At 72.3% G+C, this 16531-nt stretch carries 17 protein-coding genes and 1 riboswitch; of the genes, 9 read left to right on the forward strand and 8 right to left on the reverse strand.

The features are described 5' to 3' along the window. Positions 1-122 precede the first annotated feature (122 nt). Complete coding sequence (locus ACLJN9_RS01955) at positions 123-1100, forward strand: methyltransferase domain-containing protein (RefSeq protein WP_410809211.1); 978 nt, start codon at positions 123-125, stop codon at positions 1098-1100. Between the two features lie 54 nt (positions 1101-1154). Here the strand turns inward: ACLJN9_RS01955 and ACLJN9_RS01960 are convergent, their stop codons facing one another. Continuing rightward, positions 1155-1808: an NAD(P)H-binding protein gene (locus ACLJN9_RS01960; protein WP_410809212.1), complete on the reverse strand. Its 654-nt coding sequence runs from the start codon at positions 1806-1808 to the stop codon at positions 1155-1157. A 75-nt stretch (positions 1809-1883) separates the two neighbouring features. Between ACLJN9_RS01960 and ACLJN9_RS01965 the strand changes: the two genes are divergently transcribed. Both ACLJN9_RS01965 and gcvP read left to right on the forward strand, forming a co-directional pair. Next, positions 1884-2741, forward strand: coding sequence for an NAD-dependent protein deacetylase (locus ACLJN9_RS01965; RefSeq protein WP_410809213.1), 858 nt, complete (start codon positions 1884-1886; stop codon positions 2739-2741). Between the two features lie 60 nt (positions 2742-2801). Next, positions 2802-2900, forward strand: a riboswitch (glycine riboswitch). A 69-nt stretch (positions 2901-2969) separates the two neighbouring features. Further along, on the forward strand, positions 2970-5792 hold the full coding sequence (gene gcvP / locus ACLJN9_RS01970) for an aminomethyl-transferring glycine dehydrogenase (protein ID WP_410809214.1): 2823 nt from the start codon (positions 2970-2972) through the stop codon (positions 5790-5792). 126 nt (positions 5793-5918) lie between these two features. Here the strand turns inward: gcvP and ACLJN9_RS01975 are convergent, their stop codons facing one another. Beyond that, positions 5919-6119: a DUF5999 family protein gene (locus tag ACLJN9_RS01975; protein WP_089000314.1), complete on the reverse strand. Its 201-nt coding sequence runs from the start codon at positions 6117-6119 to the stop codon at positions 5919-5921. A 123-nt stretch (positions 6120-6242) separates the two neighbouring features. On the opposite strand from ACLJN9_RS01975, the gene ACLJN9_RS01980 reads away from it, so the two are divergent. Continuing rightward, the gene (locus ACLJN9_RS01980; RefSeq protein WP_410809215.1) at positions 6243-7439 is read left to right on the forward strand and encodes a chorismate-binding protein; all 1197 of its coding nucleotides are present in this window, start codon (positions 6243-6245) and stop codon (positions 7437-7439) included. 31 nt (positions 7440-7470) lie between these two features. After that, positions 7471-7980 carry a peptide deformylase gene (gene def, locus ACLJN9_RS01985; protein WP_410809216.1) on the forward strand — a complete coding sequence of 170 codons (510 nt, stop codon included), beginning with the start codon at positions 7471-7473 and terminating at the stop codon, positions 7978-7980. Positions 7981-8004: 24 nt separating this feature from the next. Here def and ACLJN9_RS01990 read toward each other — a convergent pair whose 3' ends face one another. Both ACLJN9_RS01990 and ACLJN9_RS01995 read right to left on the reverse strand, forming a co-directional pair. Further along, the gene (locus ACLJN9_RS01990) at positions 8005-8775 is read right to left on the reverse strand and encodes a GNAT family N-acetyltransferase (RefSeq protein ID WP_410809217.1); all 771 of its coding nucleotides are present in this window, start codon (positions 8773-8775) and stop codon (positions 8005-8007) included. A gap of 10 nt (positions 8776-8785) precedes the next feature. Next, entirely contained in the window at positions 8786-9559 is a 774-nt protein-coding gene (locus ACLJN9_RS01995; protein WP_410809218.1) for a sulfite exporter TauE/SafE family protein, read from the reverse strand. Between the two features lie 195 nt (positions 9560-9754). On the opposite strand from ACLJN9_RS01995, the gene ACLJN9_RS02000 reads away from it, so the two are divergent. After that, positions 9755-10534 carry an endonuclease/exonuclease/phosphatase family protein gene (locus ACLJN9_RS02000; RefSeq protein ID WP_410809219.1) on the forward strand — a complete coding sequence of 260 codons (780 nt, stop codon included), beginning with the start codon at positions 9755-9757 and terminating at the stop codon, positions 10532-10534. A 17-nt stretch (positions 10535-10551) separates the two neighbouring features. Here the strand turns inward: ACLJN9_RS02000 and ACLJN9_RS02005 are convergent, their stop codons facing one another. Beyond that, positions 10552-11565, reverse strand: a complete 1014-nt coding sequence (locus ACLJN9_RS02005; protein WP_410809220.1) for a tyrosine-type recombinase/integrase — start codon at positions 11563-11565, stop codon at positions 10552-10554. A 56-nt stretch (positions 11566-11621) separates the two neighbouring features. On the opposite strand from ACLJN9_RS02005, the gene ACLJN9_RS02010 reads away from it, so the two are divergent. The 3 genes from ACLJN9_RS02010 to ACLJN9_RS02020 all read left to right on the forward strand — a co-directional run bounded on the left by ACLJN9_RS02010 (position 11622) and on the right by ACLJN9_RS02020 (position 14209). Then, positions 11622-12167, forward strand: a complete 546-nt coding sequence (locus ACLJN9_RS02010) for an AAA family ATPase (RefSeq protein ID WP_410809221.1) — start codon at positions 11622-11624, stop codon at positions 12165-12167. A gap of 103 nt (positions 12168-12270) precedes the next feature. After that, positions 12271-12930, forward strand: a complete 660-nt coding sequence (locus ACLJN9_RS02015) for a hypothetical protein (protein ID WP_410809222.1) — start codon at positions 12271-12273, stop codon at positions 12928-12930. A 145-nt stretch (positions 12931-13075) separates the two neighbouring features. Further along, the gene (locus ACLJN9_RS02020) at positions 13076-14209 is read left to right on the forward strand and encodes a hypothetical protein (RefSeq protein ID WP_410809223.1); all 1134 of its coding nucleotides are present in this window, start codon (positions 13076-13078) and stop codon (positions 14207-14209) included. Positions 14210-14313: 104 nt separating this feature from the next. Here ACLJN9_RS02020 and ACLJN9_RS02025 read toward each other — a convergent pair whose 3' ends face one another. The 3 genes from ACLJN9_RS02025 to ACLJN9_RS02035 form a co-directional block, all read right to left on the reverse strand. Next, positions 14314-15141, reverse strand: coding sequence for an alpha/beta fold hydrolase (locus ACLJN9_RS02025; protein WP_410809224.1), 828 nt, complete (start codon positions 15139-15141; stop codon positions 14314-14316). Between the two features lie 98 nt (positions 15142-15239). Further along, positions 15240-16268: a hypothetical protein gene (locus ACLJN9_RS02030; RefSeq protein ID WP_410809225.1), complete on the reverse strand. Its 1029-nt coding sequence runs from the start codon at positions 16266-16268 to the stop codon at positions 15240-15242. Between the two features lie 48 nt (positions 16269-16316). Beyond that, positions 16317-16439 carry a hypothetical protein gene (locus ACLJN9_RS02035; protein ID WP_410809226.1) on the reverse strand — a complete coding sequence of 41 codons (123 nt, stop codon included), beginning with the start codon at positions 16437-16439 and terminating at the stop codon, positions 16317-16319. Positions 16440-16531: the final 92 nt, after the last annotated feature.

The raw sequence follows: 16531 nt of genomic DNA on the forward strand, positions 1-16531 counted from the left end.
CGGCGCCCGCGACCGGCGGCGGGAGGCACGATCGCCGGTGGAATAGGCGGCACTCCGGCGGGGTTTCATGATCGACGAGTCGGGTCGCGCCCCCGCCGGGCCGCGTGCGGGAAGGATGTTCCATGTCTGAGCCACCGTCTACCTCCGGCGCCTCGCCGCATCCGTACGACGGGTCTGTGGATCCGGTGGCCGCGATGGAGGCCTCGGTGTGGGCTCTGGCCGCCGTGGTGGCCACGATGCGCGATGCCCTGTCGGCGCCGCTCGCCGAGGTCCTCGCCGCGTCGCCGCAGCGCAGCGCGGTGTTGGAGGCGGCCGGGTTGCTGTCGTGGGACGGTGCGGTGCCGGTCGTGCACCCCTCGTTGGTCCCGGCCGACGGGCCGACCGGGCAGAGCACCGTGCAGGCGCGGTTGAGTTCGTTGCGGCAGGCCGTCGGCGCCGCCGCGCAGGACGCTTCCGCCCCCGTCGGGAGCGGCTGGGCCGACCTGGGCGACGAGGTGCTGCTGAATCAGGGTCGGGCGTCCGCCGCGACCGGTCGCGCTCTGGCCACCCGGGTGGTTCCCGGGCTGCCCGGGCTCGCGGAGCGTCTGGACGCGGCGGGCGGGCGTGTCCTGGATGTCGGCACGGGCGTGGCGGCGTTGGCCGTTGCCGTGGCCCGGGAGTTGCCCCGGGTGTCGGTGGTGGGCATCGACGTCCTTGGGCGGGCGCTGGACCTCGCCCGCGGGGAGGTCGCCGGGGCGCCCGACGTCGCCGACCGGATCAGCCTGCGCCAGCAGGACGTGGCCGACGTGACCGAGGTGGACGCGTACGACCTCGTGTGGCTGCCGGCGCCGTTCGTGGCGCAGGACACCCTGGTGGCCGCCCTGCCCCAGCTGGTGCAGGCGCTGCGGCCCGGCGGTTGGATCGTGACGGGCACGAACCCGCCGGCGGGGGATCCGCTGCGGGCCGCCGTCGACCGGTGGAACGCCGTACGCAACGGCGGCAACGCCTACGACACCGATCGCATGGCGGAGGTGCTGGCCGCCGCGGGGCTGGACGACGTCCGGCGCTACCCGACCGTTCCCGGAGGACCCGTGTTGGTCGCCGCCCACCGTCCGGGCTGAGTTCCCGCGACGACAGGCCGTGTACGGCGCGGAACACCCCTGCCGCGCCGCTGGTCAGGTGGTGGCGGTGATGGCGTCGGCGATGGGCGTCGGCCCGTTGACGAGTTCCAGGGTCGCTCCGGCGGTGCGTGGTTCGTCGAGCAGCGCCACGAGCACGCCGGCGACGTCGGCGCGGGTGATCGCGCCCCATCCGGAGTGCCGGGCGAGGGTGACCCGCCCGGTGGGTTCGTCGTCGCTGAGCCGGCCGGGTCGCAGCACCGTCCAGTCCAGGTCGCGGCCGCGCAGGTCGTCCTCGGCGGCCAGCTTGGCCCGCAGGTACGCCGCCCACACCTCGTCGGTGCCGGCTGCCGGCGGGTCCTGCACGCCCATCGAGGAGACCAGCAGGTAGCGGCGGATGCCGGCGCGGGTGGCGGCGTCGGCGAGCAGCGCGGCGGCTGCCCGGTCGACGGTGTCCTTGCGGGCGGCGCCGCTGCCGGGGCCGGCGCCGGCGGCGAACACCACCGCGTCGGCGCCGTCGAGGTGAGCGGTGACATCGGTGACGTCGCTGCGTTCCAGGTCGCAGACGACCGGTTCGGCGCCGACGGCGCGCAGCGCGTCGGCCTGTTCGGGGTTGCGGATCAGACCGACGGGGGTGTCGCCACGCCGGGCGAGGTCGCGTTCCAGCAGTTGGGCGATCTTGCCGTGGCCTCCGGCGATGACGACGCGCATGCGCCCAACCTACCGGGGTCGGGCAGATGTGGGGGTTCGGCGTCGGCGGGTGGGTTGAGGCAGCATGGAGGGGTGATGGAGAGCCTGGAGGCGTTGACCCCGCTGGTGGCCGGCGGTGGGGTGGTGGTGCTCAGCGGGGCGGGCCTGTCCACCGAGTCGGGCATCCCGGATTACCGCGGGCCCAGCGGGGTGGCCCGCCGGCACACCCCGATGACCTTCCAGGCGTTCACCCGCGACCCGGTCGCCCGGCGGCGCTACTGGGCGCGCAGCCACCTGGGGTGGCGGTTGATCGCCCGGGCCGCGCCGAACGCCGGGCACCGGGCGGTGACCCGGTTGCAGCGCGCGGGTCTCATCGACGCGGTGATCACCCAGAACGTCGACGGGCTGCACTCGGCTGCCGGCAGCGCCCAGGTGGTCGAGTTGCACGGCCGTCTCGACGAGGTGACCTGCCTGGACTGCGGCAACCTCACCTCCCGGGAGGAGCTGGACCGTCGACTGCGGGAGGCCAACCCGGACTTCGTGGCCCGGGTCGCCGCCGTGAACCCCGACGGTGACGTGGATCTCCCCGAGGATCAGGTGGCCACCTTCCGGACGGTCGACTGCGGGATCTGCGGGACGGGGATGCTGAAACCGGACGTGGTGTTCTTCGGCGAGACGGTGCCACCGCAGCGGGTGGCGCGCTGCTTCGCGCTGGTGGAGCAGGCTAGGGCGGTGCTGGTGCTCGGGTCGTCGTTGACGGTGATGTCGGGTCGCCGGTTCGTGATCCGGGCGGCCAAACGCGGCATTCCGGTGGCGATCGTCAACCAGGGGCCGACCCGCGGTGACGGCCACGCCACGGTGAGCGTCGACGCACCGCTGGGTGTGCTGCTGCCGGCGTTGGCGCACCGCGTCACCGGCGGCGCGGCGCCGGTGATCACGCCGGCCGGGGTGTGACGCCCCGGGGGTGGGACATCTGCCGGAAACACCGACGCTGGTAGCGTTGACCAAGCCGGTACCACCCACGTGGGAGAGACCGCCCGAGGAACACCGGGGCGGCGCCGAAGGGGCAAATCCTCCCCGGAACCTCTCAGGCAAAAGGACCTCGTGGGCAGGCGCTGTGGAGTGCCCTGCGGGCGCGACAGAGGGGGAGGCCGATCCGTCGACCTCGCCCGGGAGCCCCCCATGACCGCAGAGCAGTTCGCCACCCGTCACATCGGTCCCGGCCTCGACGACGAGCGCCGCATGTTGGAGGTCGTCGGGCACGGCTCGATCGACGAGCTGATGGACGCCGCGATCCCCGAGGTGATCCGCTGGCACGGCACCCTGGACCTGCCGGACCCGGCCACCGAGGCCGAGACGATCGCCGAGCTGCGGGCCCTGGCCGCGCGCAACACCGTCGCCGTGTCGATGATCGGGTTGGGTTACCACGGCACGCACACCCCGGCGGTGATCCGTCGTAACGTGCTGGAGTCCCCGGCCTGGTACACGGCGTACACGCCCTACCAGCCGGAGATCAGCCAGGGTCGCCTCGAGGCGCTGCTGAACTTCCAGACCATGGTCACCGACCTGACCGGCCTGGCCACCGCGAACGCCTCCATGCTCGACGAGGGCACCGCCGCGGCCGAGGCGATGACCCTGGCCCGCCGCGCGTCCAGGAGCAAGAGCCGGGTGTACGTCGTCGACGCCGACGCGCTGCCGCAGACCATCGCGGTGATCACCAGCCGGGCGGAGCCGCTCGGCATCGAGGTGCAGGTCCTCGACGTCGAGCGCGACGAGCTGCCCGGGGAGTTCTTCGGCCTGCACCTGCAGTACCCGGGGGCGTCCGGTGCGGTGCGCGACCACGCCCCGCTGGTCGAGGCGGCGCACGCTGTCGGCGCCCTGGTCACCATCGCTGCGGACCTGCTGGCGTTGACGCTGCTGCGCGCACCGGGAGAGATCGGCGCGGACATCGCCGCCGGCACGACCCAGCGTTTCGGCGTACCCATGGGCTTCGGTGGGCCGCACGCCGGTTACCTAGCGGTCCGGGCGGGTCTGGAGCGGATGCTGCCGGGCCGGCTGGTCGGGGTGTCGCGCGACACCGACGGCAACCCCGCCTACCGCCTGGCACTGCAGACCCGTGAGCAGCACATCCGGCGGGAGAAGGCCACCAGCAACATCTGCACCGCGCAGGTGCTCCTCGCCGTGATGGCCGGCATGTACGCGGTCTACCACGGGCCGGACGGGCTGCGGGACATCTCGGCGCGTACCCACGGCATGGCGGCGCGGCTCGCGGCCGGGCTGCGCGCCGGTGGCGTGCCGGTCGCGGACGTCGCGTTCTTCGACACCGTCACCGCGAGCGTGCCCGGCCGGGCCGCCGAGGTGGTCGCGGCGGCCGCGCAGCGGGGCGTGAACCTGCGGCTGGTCGACGCCGACCGGGTGGGCGTGTCCTGCGACGAGACGACCACGGTGGTGCACCTGCGCGAGGTGTGGGCGGCCTTCGGCGTGGACGGCTTCGACGGTGACGTGGACGCGCAGCTGCCGGCCGCTCTGGCCCGCACCGGCGACTTCCTCACCCACCCGGTGTTCCGCAGTCACCACTCGGAGACGGCGATGCTGCGCTACCTGCGTCGGCTGTCGGACTTCGACTACGCCCTGGACCGGGGCATGATCCCGCTGGGGTCGTGCACCATGAAGCTCAACGCGACCACCGAGATGGAGCCGGTCAGCTGGGCGGAGTTCGCGAACGTCCACCCGTTCGCCCCGGATGCGCAGACCGCCGGGTACCGGGAGATGATCGGCCAGCTGGAGTCGTGGCTGGCCGAGGTGACCGGCTACGACGCGGTCAGCGTGCAGCCCAACGCCGGCTCCCAGGGTGAGCTGGCCGGGCTGCTGGCCATCCGGTCCTACCACGCCTCGCGGGGGGAGACGCACCGCGACGTGTGCCTCATCCCGTCCTCGGCGCACGGCACCAACGCGGCGTCGGCGGTGATGGCCGGCATGCGGGTGGTCGTGGTGGCCTGCGACGACGACGGCAACGTCGACCTCGTCGACCTCGACGCGAAGATCGACAAGCACCGGGACGCGCTCGCCGCGATCATGGTGACGTACCCGTCGACGCACGGGGTGTACGAGACGGGCATCGCGTCGCTGTGCGCGAAGGTCCACGACGCCGGCGGGCAGGTGTACGTCGACGGCGCGAACCTCAACGCCCTCGTGGGGTTCGCCAAGCCGGGCGCGTTCGGCGCGGACGTGTCGCACCTGAACCTGCACAAGACGTTCTGCATTCCGCACGGCGGCGGCGGCCCGGGCGTCGGCCCGGTGGCGGTGCGCGCGCACCTGGCGCCGTTCCTGCCCGGTGACCCGCTGGGCGCGCACGTCGACGCCACGCCGGCGATCTCGGCGGCGAAGTACGGGTCGGCCGGGATCCTGCCGATCCCGTGGGCGTACCTGCGGATGATGGGCGCCGCCGGCCTGACCCGGGCGACCGGGGTGGCGGTCCTGTCGGCGAACTACGTGGCGGCGCGGCTACGCGGGCACTACCCGGTGCTGTACGCCGGCAACAAGGGCCTGGTGGCGCACGAGTGCATCCTCGACCTGCGGCCGTTGACGAAGGCGACCGGGGTGAGCGTGGACGACGTGGCGAAGCGGCTCATCGACTACGGGTTCCACGCGCCGACCATGTCGTTCCCGGTGGCCGGGACGCTGATGGTGGAGCCCACCGAGAGCGAGGACCTGGCCGAACTGGACCGGTTCTGCGACGCGATGATCGCCATCCGGGCGGAGATCGAGCAGGTGGGTTCCGGGGCGTGGCCGGGAGACGACAACCCCCTGGCCAACGCGCCGCACACCGCGGCGATGGTCAGCGGTGACGAGTGGCCGCACCCGTACCCGCGGTCGGTGGGCGCATACCCGGCCGGGGTGGACCGGGCCGGGAAGTACTGGCCGCCGGTGCGGCGCGTCGACGGCGCGTACGGCGACCGGAACCTGGTGTGCTCGTGCCCGTCGCCGGAGGCCTTCGAGGACTGACGACGGGCGGGCCGGGGCGGGCGGTGTGGGCCGCCCCGGCAGCCACTGCGACCTGGGCCGGGACGTCCCCTTACCGGGGGACCAGTCTGGGTCGACGGCGGCGATTCGGTGACGCTGGGTGGTCGATCAGGCCACGAGGGCGTGGCGGGCGGGGCCGCGGTGCGGGGCGATGCTGCTGCCGTCGGGGAGCAGCTCGCCGGTGTCCTCGAAGACGATGACGCCGTTGCAGAGCAGGCTCCAGCCCTGCTCAGGGAAGCACGCGAGGACCCGGGCGGCTTCCCGGTCGGTAGCTTCAGCGGAGGGGCAGGTCGGTTGGTGCTGGCACATCGGGTTCTCCGGACTGTGGGGGCACTGTGTCATGGTTCACATGACCAGTGACGCACAGTACCAAGTGAAAGTGTCCAGCATCGAGCAGGGAACCGTCTGGTGCCCGGGAAATCCACTGAACGGATGAGGAAGGTCGGACCGTACGGCGTGGAAACGCTCCCACAGATGGTGGTCAACCCGCCGGCGGCACCCGCCCGCTGCCGGGGCGGACTCGTCGAACGCGCGCGCCTGCAGTGGCGCCGATCCGACGGCGGCGACCCCGCCGCCCTCGCCGAGGAGTTCCTCGCCGCACACGGCCTGCCCCTGCACGACCTGAGCCGTCCCGGCGGCCGACAGCACCGCAGCACCGGCGCCTGCGGGGCGGCGCTCTACCTGTCCGCCGCCGCCGGGGCACTGCTGGCCGGCGCCCCGACCACGGCAACCGACCCCACACCCACCCTGCCCGACCTCGCCGTCGTCGTCTACGACCACGGCCTGAGCCCCACCCCACCCCCCGGCCCACCCCCCGGCTGGCGGCTCGACGACTGGACCGAAAGCTGGACCCCCCGCCAGCACGCCGACGCCGTCGACGCCGTCCGCGCCGCCATCGGCCGCGGCGACGTCTACCAGACCAACCTCGTCGGCCACGCCGCCGCCCGCTACACCGGCGACCCCCTGCCCGCCCTGAACCGCCTCGCCGCGCTGCCCGGCGCCCGCTACGGCGGCGTCCTCACCGGCGACGGCTGGGCGATCGGCTGCGCCTCCCCGGAAACCCTCATCGAGGTCACCGACGGGCACCTCACCACCAGACCCATCAAGGGCACCCGCCCCGCCACCACCGCCGGCCGCGCCGAACTGCTCGCCAGCGCCAAGGAACGCGCCGAACACATCATGATCGTCGACCTGGAACGCAACGACCTCGCCCAAATCGCCCGCACCGGCACCGTCACCGTCGACGACCTGTTCGCCATCCGCCGCTGGTGCGACCTGTGGCAGGCCGAGTCCACCGTCCGCGCCGCCGTCGCGCACGGCCTCGGCCTGGCCGACCTGCTGCGCGCCACCTGCCCCGGCGGCTCCGTCACCGGCGCCCCGAAACTCGCCGCCCTCACCCAGATCGGCGCCCTCGAACCCGTCGGCCGCGGCGCCAGCATGGGCGCGCTCGGCTGGGTCACCCCCGGCCGCGTCGACCTCGGCCTGACCATCCGCACCGCCGCCGCCGACACCGAGAAGCTGCACACCTGGGCCGGCGGCGGCATCACCTGGGACAGTGACCCCGCCGCCGAGGTCGCCGAAGCCGCCGCGAAGACCGCCCCGATCCGCGCCACCCTGGCCGGGCGCTGAAGCCGCCACCACCGCCGATACGCTGACCCGCATGACCATGCGGCCCATCCGGATCATCGGCGACCCCGTCCTGCGCACCCCGTCCGAACCCGTCACCACGTTCGACGCCGCACTGCGCGCCCTGGTCACCGACCTGATGGACACCCTGCTCGGCGCGCCCGGCCGCGCCGGCGTCGCCGCCCCGCAGATCGGGGTCAGCGCCCAGGTGTTCGTCTACGACGCCGACGGGCACCGCGGTCACCTCATCAACCCCACCCTCGACCTGTCCGAGGAACGCCAGGACGACGACGAGGGCTGCCTGTCCATCCCCGGCCTGTACTTCCCGACCACGCGAGCCCAGCACACCACCGCCCGAGGCGTCGACCAGAACGGCGAACCGCTGAGCATCACCGGCAGCGGCTTCCTCGCCCGCGCCCTGCAACACGAGACCGACCACCTGCTCGGCAAGCTGTACGTCGACACGCTGAGCGGGGACACCCGCCGCCGCGCCCTACGGGAGATCCGCGCCGGCCGCTTCGACTCACCCAGCCGCAACCGCTGACCCCGTGCCACCGCTGACCCGCCACTACCGGGCGGTCAACGTGTACTCGCCGTAGTCCGCGACCCGGGTGAAACCCACCCGCTCGTACAACCGCACCGCCGCCGTGTTGTCCGCCTTGACGTTCAACGCGACGTGCGCGACGGTCTCCCGCAGCCGGGCACACAGCGCCGCCACCACCGCCGCGCCCAGACCCCGCCCCCGCCAGCGCGGATGCGTCGTCACATTGCCCAACGCCGCCACCCGATACACCGGCGACCACACGTGCACCCCCGCCACCGCCGCCAACTCACCGCCCGCCCGCACACCCAGGTACTGCCCGGTATCCAGCATCCGCTCATCGAACCAGTTCTCCGGGTACGCCAACGCGTACAGGCGGCGCACCTGCGGCAGGTCCACCGCGCCGAGCACCACACCCGCCGGACGCACCACCTCCAACCGGGCCGGATCGGTCAACGCCATCCGGTGGTGCACACCGCCGAACTCCAACCGGAACGACCCGGCCAGCGCATCGGCCAGCCCGGGGGACAGGTGCGCGTACAACCGGGCCGGCAACACCGGCGCCACCTCCGTGAGCAACGCCGCCAACGCCACACTGTCCGCCGGCGCCGCGAACGCCAACAACGTCGGCGGATCCACCCCGTGGTACAGCAACGCCACCTGATCACCACGGCGAAACCACGAGGTGTACGGCCAGAAGAAGTCGTCCAGGTCACCCAACTGGTAGGCGTGCAACACCGGATCCCGCCCCAACAGGTCAGCCAGGACGGCCCGGTCGTGCTCGGCGCGTACCGGCATCAGCGCACGCCTACCGGGCCAGCCACTGGTCGTGTCCCAACTTGGCGACCAACGCCAACACCACCACCAGCAGCACCACCCGCACGAACCCCGACCCACGACGCAACGCCATCCGCGCCCCCACCACCGCACCAGCGATGTTGCACACCGCCATCCCCGCGCCCAGCAACCACCACACGTGCCCGGTCACCCCGAACACCACCAACGCGCCCAGATTCGTGCCCGCGTTGACGACCTTCGCCATCGCCGAGCCGTGCACGAAGTCCGCACCCACCAACGCCGTGAACGCCAGCACCAGGAACGTGCCAGTACCCGGACCGATCAACCCGTCGTACAACGCGATGCCCACCCCGGCAACCGCGACCGCCGCCGCCACCCGCACCGGAGTACGCCGCCCCGGCACCGCCACCACCCCCAGCCGAGGGCGCAGCAGCACGAACAGCGCCACCGACACCAGCACCACCAACACCACCGGCCGGTACGCCGACGCCGGCACCGCACCGGCCAACGCGGCACCCACCCCCGAACTGAACACCGCCAACCCCGCCGCCGGCCCCACCACCCGCCAGTCAACCGTCGTCCGCCGGGCGTACGTCGCCGCCGCCGTGGCGGTACCGAAGATCGCCGCCAACTTGTTGGTGCCCAGCGCGGTGGCCACCGGCAACCCCGGCGCGGCCACCAGCAACGCCGGCAGCAGCAACAACCCGCCACCACCGACCACGGCGTCCACCCAACCGGCCATCGCGGCGGCGGCCAGCAGGGTGGTCAACGAGAAGGGGTCCACGGGCGGCCATTCTCCCCAACCCGGCCCGCCCACCCACCACCGGGATGGCCAACCCCACCCAGCCCGAGCGAGGTCAACGACCCCGCGCCCGCCTCAGCCACACCCCCAACGCACCCATCGCCACGAACACCAGCACGGAACACAGCAGCACCTTCAGCATCCGGCAACCCTGCCACGGCAACGTAGGGTGCAGGAGTGCGCCTGGCCACCTTCAACATGTTGCACGGACGATCCCTCACCGACGGGCTCGTCGACCCCGACCGACTCGCCGCCGCCGTACACGCCCTCGACGCCGACGTCCTGGCGCTGCAGGAGGTCGACCGCGACCAGAGCCGCAGCGGCAACCTCGACCTCACCGCCATCGCGGCCCGCGCCCTGAACGCACCCCACCACCGCTTCGCCGCCGCCGTCGTCGGCACACCCGGCGAACAGTTCCGCCCACTGCGCCACGACGACGACGGCCACGGCGAACCCTGCTACGGCATCGGGCTGATCAGCCGCCTACCGGTACGCAGCTGGCAGGTCACCCGCCTGCAACCCGCACCGGTACGCTCCCCGGTCTACGTCCCCGGCCCCGGCGGCGGCCTCATCCTCCTGCACGACGAACCCCGGGTCGTACTCGCCGCCGTCCTGGACACCCCACACGGCCCGCTCACCGTCGCCGCGACCCACCTGTCCTTCGTCCCCGGCTGGAACGCCCGCCAGCTACGCCAGACCATCCGCGCCCTCCGCGCGCTGCCCGGCCCCCGCGTCCTGCTCGGCGATCTCAACCTGCCCGCCGGCGCGGCCCGCCTCATCTCCGGCTGGCACCCCCTGGGCCGCCGCCCCACCTATCCCGCCGGGCAACCCCGCGTCCAACTCGACCACATCCTCGCCGACCGGCAGGCCCTCAACCAGCTCCCACCGGTACGCGCCGTCACCACACCGCTGTCCACCATCTCCGACCACCGCCCCCTGCTGGTCGACTTCGGCTGACCCGGCCTGGCTCGCCATCATCGGTCGGCCTCCTGCTGCGGCGTGGGCGCCAGAGCGGCCAACGCGCGATTGGTCCGGTTGGCGCGCACCGCGTCGCGCTGCTGCCCGGCGGTCACCTCGATGTACGTCTGCGACGACGCCAACGACGCGTGCCCCAACAACCGCATGATCTCCGCGGCGCTCGCCCCGTCCTCGGCCAACCTGGTGGCGAACGTGTGCCGCAGCGCGTGCAACCGCGCCCCACGCGGCACCCGGTCGCCGATGCCCGCCCGCCGGTAACACGACTCCACCAGATACTGGAGCCCACCCCGGCGCAGCGGCTCACCCTGCCGGTCGACGAGCAACGCCGAGTCCGGTCCTACCGAGCGTGACCCGAAGCGCCGCCGGCGACTGTCCACATAGTCCGCCACCACCCGGTCCAGATCGGCCTCGATCGGCACCACCCGAGGCCGCCCGCCCTTGCCAACCACCTCGATCCGCCGCTCACCCGGCCGACCGCCGAGCGAGCCGACCCGCAGAGCGAGCAACTCCGACAGGCGCAGCCCGGCGCAGAGCGCCACCGCCACCACGGCGACGTCGCGCTCCGGCCACGGGTCGCGCTGCCGGCCGTCGTCGCGTGCCACCGAGGCGAGCAGCAGCTCCGGGGTGTCCGCGCCGCGCAACGGCTTCGGCTGGGGGAGAAGCGCCCGGGGGCGACCCACGGCCGGCATCGGGTTGCCTGCCACCACCCCGTCGGCCACCAGGAACGAGAAGAAACTGTTCCAGGTGGACCAGGCCCGGTGCACCGACGCCGCGGCCCGGGGCGCGGCGAACCGGGCGAAGGCCGCCCGCATCACCCGGGGGGAGAGGTCCGTGATCGACAGCGCGGCCAGGGGGAGGGGAGTGGCGGCATCCTCGGCGACCAGGGTCGCCACCGTGTGCAGGTCCCGCCGGTACGCGGCCAGGGTGTGGGGGGAGGGCTTACGGGTGGCCCGGTCGGTCAGGAACTCCTCGATCAGCACTCCGAGCGATTCGTCCTGTTTGTCATGCATAAGGGATATTATGCAGCATTTTCGCGTTTTCCGGAAGCGCGGGAGAGGGGGAGTAGATGCCAGAACCCCGGCGGTACGTCCTGACCGGAGCACCCGGCGCCGGCAAGACGATCCTGCTCGACGCGCTACGCCACAGGGGACACGTCACCGTACGAGAGGCCGCCACCGACGTCATCGCCGCACGGCAGGCGCAGGGGTGCGCCCAGCCGTGGCAGGAGCCCACCTTCGTCGACGCCATCGCCGAACTCCAACGCTCGCGACAGACCAGCACACACGACCCGGTCCAGCTCTACGACCGGTCACCGCTGTGCACGCTGGCGCTGGCCCGACACCTGGGTCGCCCCATCAGCCCGGCCCTCGCCAACGAGGTGGACCGGATCGTTCACGAGCGGACCTATCAGCGGTCGGTTTTCCTGATCGGCCCGCTGGGCTTCATCCGACACACGGCCGCGCGCCAGATCAGCTACGCCGATGCGCTGGCCTTCGCCCAGATGCACCACGAGGTGTACGAGGTACACGGGCACCATCTCGTCGATGTGCCGGCCGGACCGGTGTGGGAACGGGTGGCGCTGATCGAGAAGCACGTATCGTGCGCGGTATGACGTCGCCGGTCGCCACCTGCCCCGACTGCGGTCGACGCGGCATGCCGGTCGTCTACAGGGAGCCGGACGGTCCCACCGACTGGGTCTGCCCCGAGGGGCACCGGTGGGGGGCGACCGACCGACCCGGATGGGCTCCCCCTACGCGGTACCGGCCGCCGTCGCCGAAGCCCGCGCCCCTGACAACACGTCGAGGGGGTCAGACTCCACGGACGCCATCAGGGACGGGCGGAGCTGGCGGATCGGCACGACAAACGACGTCGCCTGGCTCCGCGGTCACACCACGTCCGACGGCAGGTCCATCACCAGCGCGATCCCACCGGTGTTCGACGCGTACGCCACCGTCCACCCGCCCGACGGTGTCAGTGTCGGCGCGCACGAACGTGCCGCCGTCAGCGAGCTGGTGGCGTACACCCCGGACCAGCCATGGTGGCTGGGCTATCTCGACACCGGCGCCCACGACATCGTCTTCCCACACGCCCCCAGGGTGTCGCTCTACTGGGGCTGGTCCTACGTCCTGGTCGAAGCGGGACCCGAGCAGGCCCTCACGTGGCGGACCGGTCACATGCGCGGCGACGGGCGGCTGCCCGACCTGTTCTTCCCGGCGGATCGCTCGTGGCTCGTCTCCGCCCTCTGGGACGATACCTGGACCGACGTCGGCGGCAGCGCCGCCGTGGTCGCGAGCCTGCGGCGCAATCCGCTGGTCAACGCCCGCCTCGTGCGACCTGACGAGGACGTCCTTCCGCCCGGACTGACGCGCGACTGACCCACGTTCACGCTCCGGTGAGGGGGACGCCCAGATCGTTCTACTTTACATAATGCACATTATCGAAGTTTCGTGATCCGCTCGCCGGCACCCTGGGCGAACGACGAGCCGCGAGAATCATCGGAGAACTAGGGAGGGGTCAACGATGAGTACCGCCGACGAGCAGGACCGACTACTGCGGGAACCCAGGATCGCTCTCGAACGAGCCCGCGGGGACCAGGCGACGTGGGCAGACCTCGCCTACTGCGGCCAGGGAACCGACGAAGGTCGCGTTACCGACCGCAACCGAGCCGCCCGCTTCGCGGTTCTCTGGGCACTGCAATACGATCGCCACCCCCACGATCTTCCGCTTCTACGCTTCCTCCTCCAGCAGCAGATTACCTACTATCGCGAGGCCGTCCCCTCGGGCCTGGCCCCCGACCTGACACTGGCGGGATTCCTGGTCGCCGAGCACCGGCAGGTCGAAGACCTGTGGCTGCACTGGGCCGCCAAGAACATCAGCTTCGATACCGCCCTGGGCTACCATCTCTACCATCTGCTCACCGCAGGTATCGCCGCCAGCATCGAGGCAGTGGAAGCCAGCTCGCACCCTGACCACGATCGCGTCTCGGCAGCCATCACAGCAGCCCGCCATACCGACGCTGCCGTCGAAGAGTGGCTCGACCAGCAACGCACACTATTCCCGGCCGACCCTGCCGACGAAGGACTCCAAGCGTGGGCCCACCACGCCGCTCGCCTGGGCGAGCGCGAAGCATCACGCCTGTTCATGACCGAGTGGGCGGCGGGCGAAACGCGAAGCGACACCACGCTCAACACCCTGCAGTTCCACCTCGCCCGTCTCGGCTACCTTGCCGAAGCGGTGGAGGTGCAGAAGGAAGCCGTCGCGCTCAGCGACTCCTGGCCCGGGGCGAAGGCGAGCAAACTACTCACCCTTGCCCGGCTGCAACGACGAACCGGCGACTTCGCGGAAGCCTGGCACACTCTTCAGGAGGTCCAGCGCGTCCTGCCGCCCGACAAACACGACGTCGAGCAAGGCACGTGGCGGCACTTCGTCCAAGAATGTTTCCTGCTCGTCCCGATTGCTCCCGATCCCTCCGCCGCTCGGCGTCTTCTCGCGGCGAGTGAGCAGGATCTGCAAGGCATTCCCCGGCTCTGGATGGACGGAGTCCTCGACGCCGCAGTCGCGGCTGCCGAACACACCGGCGATCCGCAGGCGCTCCACCGCTACGGCGTCCTGCAGCAGGCTGCGGCCCGGGAACGAGCTCAGGAACTCGGCTAGGCGGCCAGTCCCCTCGGAGTCAGGATCCGCAACCACCTGAATCCCACCGTCCTCTGCACGCAGCCGAGTCAGCTCGCCAGAAGCCGCAGCGGTGCGCCTTGGTCTTACCCTGATAACCCCGTCACCTCTACTGAGGAGGTGCGAGCGGTGCCGTGGCCCGCACGGTGCAGCCAGTCCTCGGCGAGTGCGCGCAGCAGCGCGGGCTGTTCGTACGGCAGGTAGTGCCCGGCCGCGTCGACCACGGTGTAGGTGCCTCGTGGGTAGTGGCGCATGGCGCGGAACTGGTCGGCGTAGCCGACTATGCCGTCCTGCCGGCCGGTGATCACGCTGACCGCGCCGCCGTAGTCGACCTCGGCGGCCTCGTCGGGAAGCGCGTAGTCGGCGCCCGAGCGGAGTTCCTGCTGAAACACGTCATCGCCGGGGCCGCCGGAGTTCAGCGCCGCGAGCACCGTCGCGACGACCTCCGGCGTGCGCTGGCCCAGCGCCGTGTCCAGGTGCGGGCGTAGCCCGGCGGGGACGCCGTCGAGCCAACCCGCGGGCGCTTCGGGTGGCGCCAGGTCGGGCAGGTTCCGGCTTGCCGGGGCGATGGTGACACCGGGGCAGACGAGGAGCAGGCCGTGGACCAGTTCGGGGCGCTGGCGGGCGATGCCGGCGGCAAGGTAGGCGCCGTAGGACCCACCGGCCAGCAGGACCGGGCCGTCCGTGTGCTGGTCGAGCCACCCACACACGGTGTCCAGCAGCGCCTGAGACGACGGGCGGCAGGTTGCGGGGGTGTCGCCGTGCCCGGGCAGGTCGAGGTACACCTCGCGCAGGCCTGCGCCGGCGAAGGCGGGTCTGAAGGCTGCCGTCGTGGCGGCGCGGGTCATGCTGAACATCGGAAGGCACACGACCGTGGGGCCGGCTCCCCCGGTGTCGTCGAACGCGATCGTCATTCTGCTCATTCGACACCATCACCGCCGGTGGTCTCCACCAGAATCGCTGTGGGCAGAACGCGACATCGCCGATCGCGGAGCGCGCCGGCCGCGCCCGCTCAACCGGTGACGCCGGAGGCCCAGGCCGTCCAGGCGTCGCGCCACCGCCGGTCGACGGCCTCCCGAGCGTGCACGGGTACGTCCCGTTGCGGCAGCAACTGTTGCCGCTCGCGCCAGGCCTGGTGGGCGGGCTGGCTGGGTACGCCCTCACCCAACCCGGTGCCGTACAGCAGGGTCTCGGTGATCGCCCGTCGGCGGAGCCGTAGGTCGTCGTCGAACCAGCTGGCCTCGCCGCTGAGGGTGGTCAACTGCGCGACGATGTCGCTCACCGCGCGGGCGGCCTCGGGTTCGACCTGGTCGGTGAGTTCCACCTGCCGGCGTACGGCGGCCCGCCACAGCGCCGACCAGTACGGGGGCAGGTGCGGGGCCGGTCCCCCGTCCTTCATCCAGTCGGACCGGGCCTGCTGGTTGTTCAGGGCTGCGTCGACGAGTGCCCGGTGCGGCTCACCGGCCAGGTCTGCCGGTAGAGGTTCCGACTCCTCGTGCGGCGTCGAGGTCGGGGACCAGGTTCTGAGTCCGTCGAGCAGTGGCGCGAGGTCGGTGACCCAGCGGAGGTGGACGGTGGCGGGGTGCCAGTCGCGGGCCGTGACGGTGATCTCGATGCCGTCGCGGTCGCAGCGTGTCGCCCACCAGCGGTCGCCGGCTCGCACGGTTCGTCCGGTGACCGGCTGGCCGTCGACCAGGACGGTGGCGTCGTCTTCGGTCCACTCGACGTCGGAGAATCGTTCACCGGCGAGGCGCATGCCGTGTTCGAGTTGCCAGCGCAGCGGACCGGCGTCGACGGGGAGGTCGCCCCAGCGGGCCGTGTCGACGCTCGCCCACGGGCCGTTGGTCGGATCGCCGTGGGCGACCCGGACGTTGGTGATCGTGCCGTCGAAGGTCTCGGTGCCGGCGAACCGTTCGGCAGCCGGCCGGTCGCTTCCGGCGAGCGCGACGACCGGCATCGCGCTCTCCGACAGGGTCCGGCGGATGCGTTCGGCCTGGTGCACGAAGCGTTCGTCGGCGCCGGGCGACGGGTCGTGTTCCATCCCGGTCCCCTCGTCGGCGGTGCGGTTGGGTTGCGCGTTGCTGCCCCGTCATGGTGCCAGTTCGCGGTGGCGCCACGCGAGGGCGGACGGGGTGCTGGCCAGGCCGTTGGTTGGCCCGGCCAGCACCCCGTGGTCGCTGCTGAGCGTGGTGCGCCCCGCCCGGGTTGGCACGGCGTTGGCACCGTTTGCGTGGGTCCCTGTCGGCGTCCTCACCCGGGTCGGTCGACGGGAATTCCCGGATGGGTCGAGTGGTTGCCCGGTTG

Source organism: Micromonospora sp. 067-2 (assembly GCF_046549295.1).
In the GTDB taxonomy this organism is placed as follows: domain Bacteria; phylum Actinomycetota; class Actinomycetes; order Mycobacteriales; family Micromonosporaceae; genus Micromonospora.

Bases quoted from the DNA above. Each gene is read 5' to 3' on its own strand.
- ACLJN9_RS01955 (WP_410809211.1), top strand. From the start codon at position 123: ATGTCTGAGCCACCGTCTACCTCCGGCGCCTCGCCGCATCCGTACGAC.
- ACLJN9_RS01960 (WP_410809212.1), bottom strand. From the start codon at position 1,808: ATGCGCGTCGTCATCGCCGGAGGCCACGGCAAGATCGCCCAACTGCTG.
- ACLJN9_RS01965 (WP_410809213.1), top strand. From the start codon at position 1,884: ATGGAGAGCCTGGAGGCGTTGACCCCGCTGGTGGCCGGCGGTGGGGTG.
- gcvP (WP_410809214.1), top strand. From the start codon at position 2,970: ATGACCGCAGAGCAGTTCGCCACCCGTCACATCGGTCCCGGCCTCGAC.
- ACLJN9_RS01975 (WP_089000314.1), bottom strand. From the start codon at position 6,119: ATGTGCCAGCACCAACCGACCTGCCCCTCCGCTGAAGCTACCGACCGG.
- ACLJN9_RS01980 (WP_410809215.1), top strand. From the start codon at position 6,243: ATGAGGAAGGTCGGACCGTACGGCGTGGAAACGCTCCCACAGATGGTG.
- def (WP_410809216.1), top strand. From the start codon at position 7,471: ATGACCATGCGGCCCATCCGGATCATCGGCGACCCCGTCCTGCGCACC.
- ACLJN9_RS01990 (WP_410809217.1), bottom strand. From the start codon at position 8,775: ATGCCGGTACGCGCCGAGCACGACCGGGCCGTCCTGGCTGACCTGTTG.
- ACLJN9_RS02005 (WP_410809220.1), bottom strand. From the start codon at position 11,565: ATGCATGACAAACAGGACGAATCGCTCGGAGTGCTGATCGAGGAGTTC.
- ACLJN9_RS02010 (WP_410809221.1), top strand. From the start codon at position 11,622: ATGCCAGAACCCCGGCGGTACGTCCTGACCGGAGCACCCGGCGCCGGC.
- ACLJN9_RS02020 (WP_410809223.1), top strand. From the start codon at position 13,076: ATGAGTACCGCCGACGAGCAGGACCGACTACTGCGGGAACCCAGGATC.
- ACLJN9_RS02025 (WP_410809224.1), bottom strand. From the start codon at position 15,141: ATGACGATCGCGTTCGACGACACCGGGGGAGCCGGCCCCACGGTCGTG.
- ACLJN9_RS02030 (WP_410809225.1), bottom strand. From the start codon at position 16,268: ATGGAACACGACCCGTCGCCCGGCGCCGACGAACGCTTCGTGCACCAG.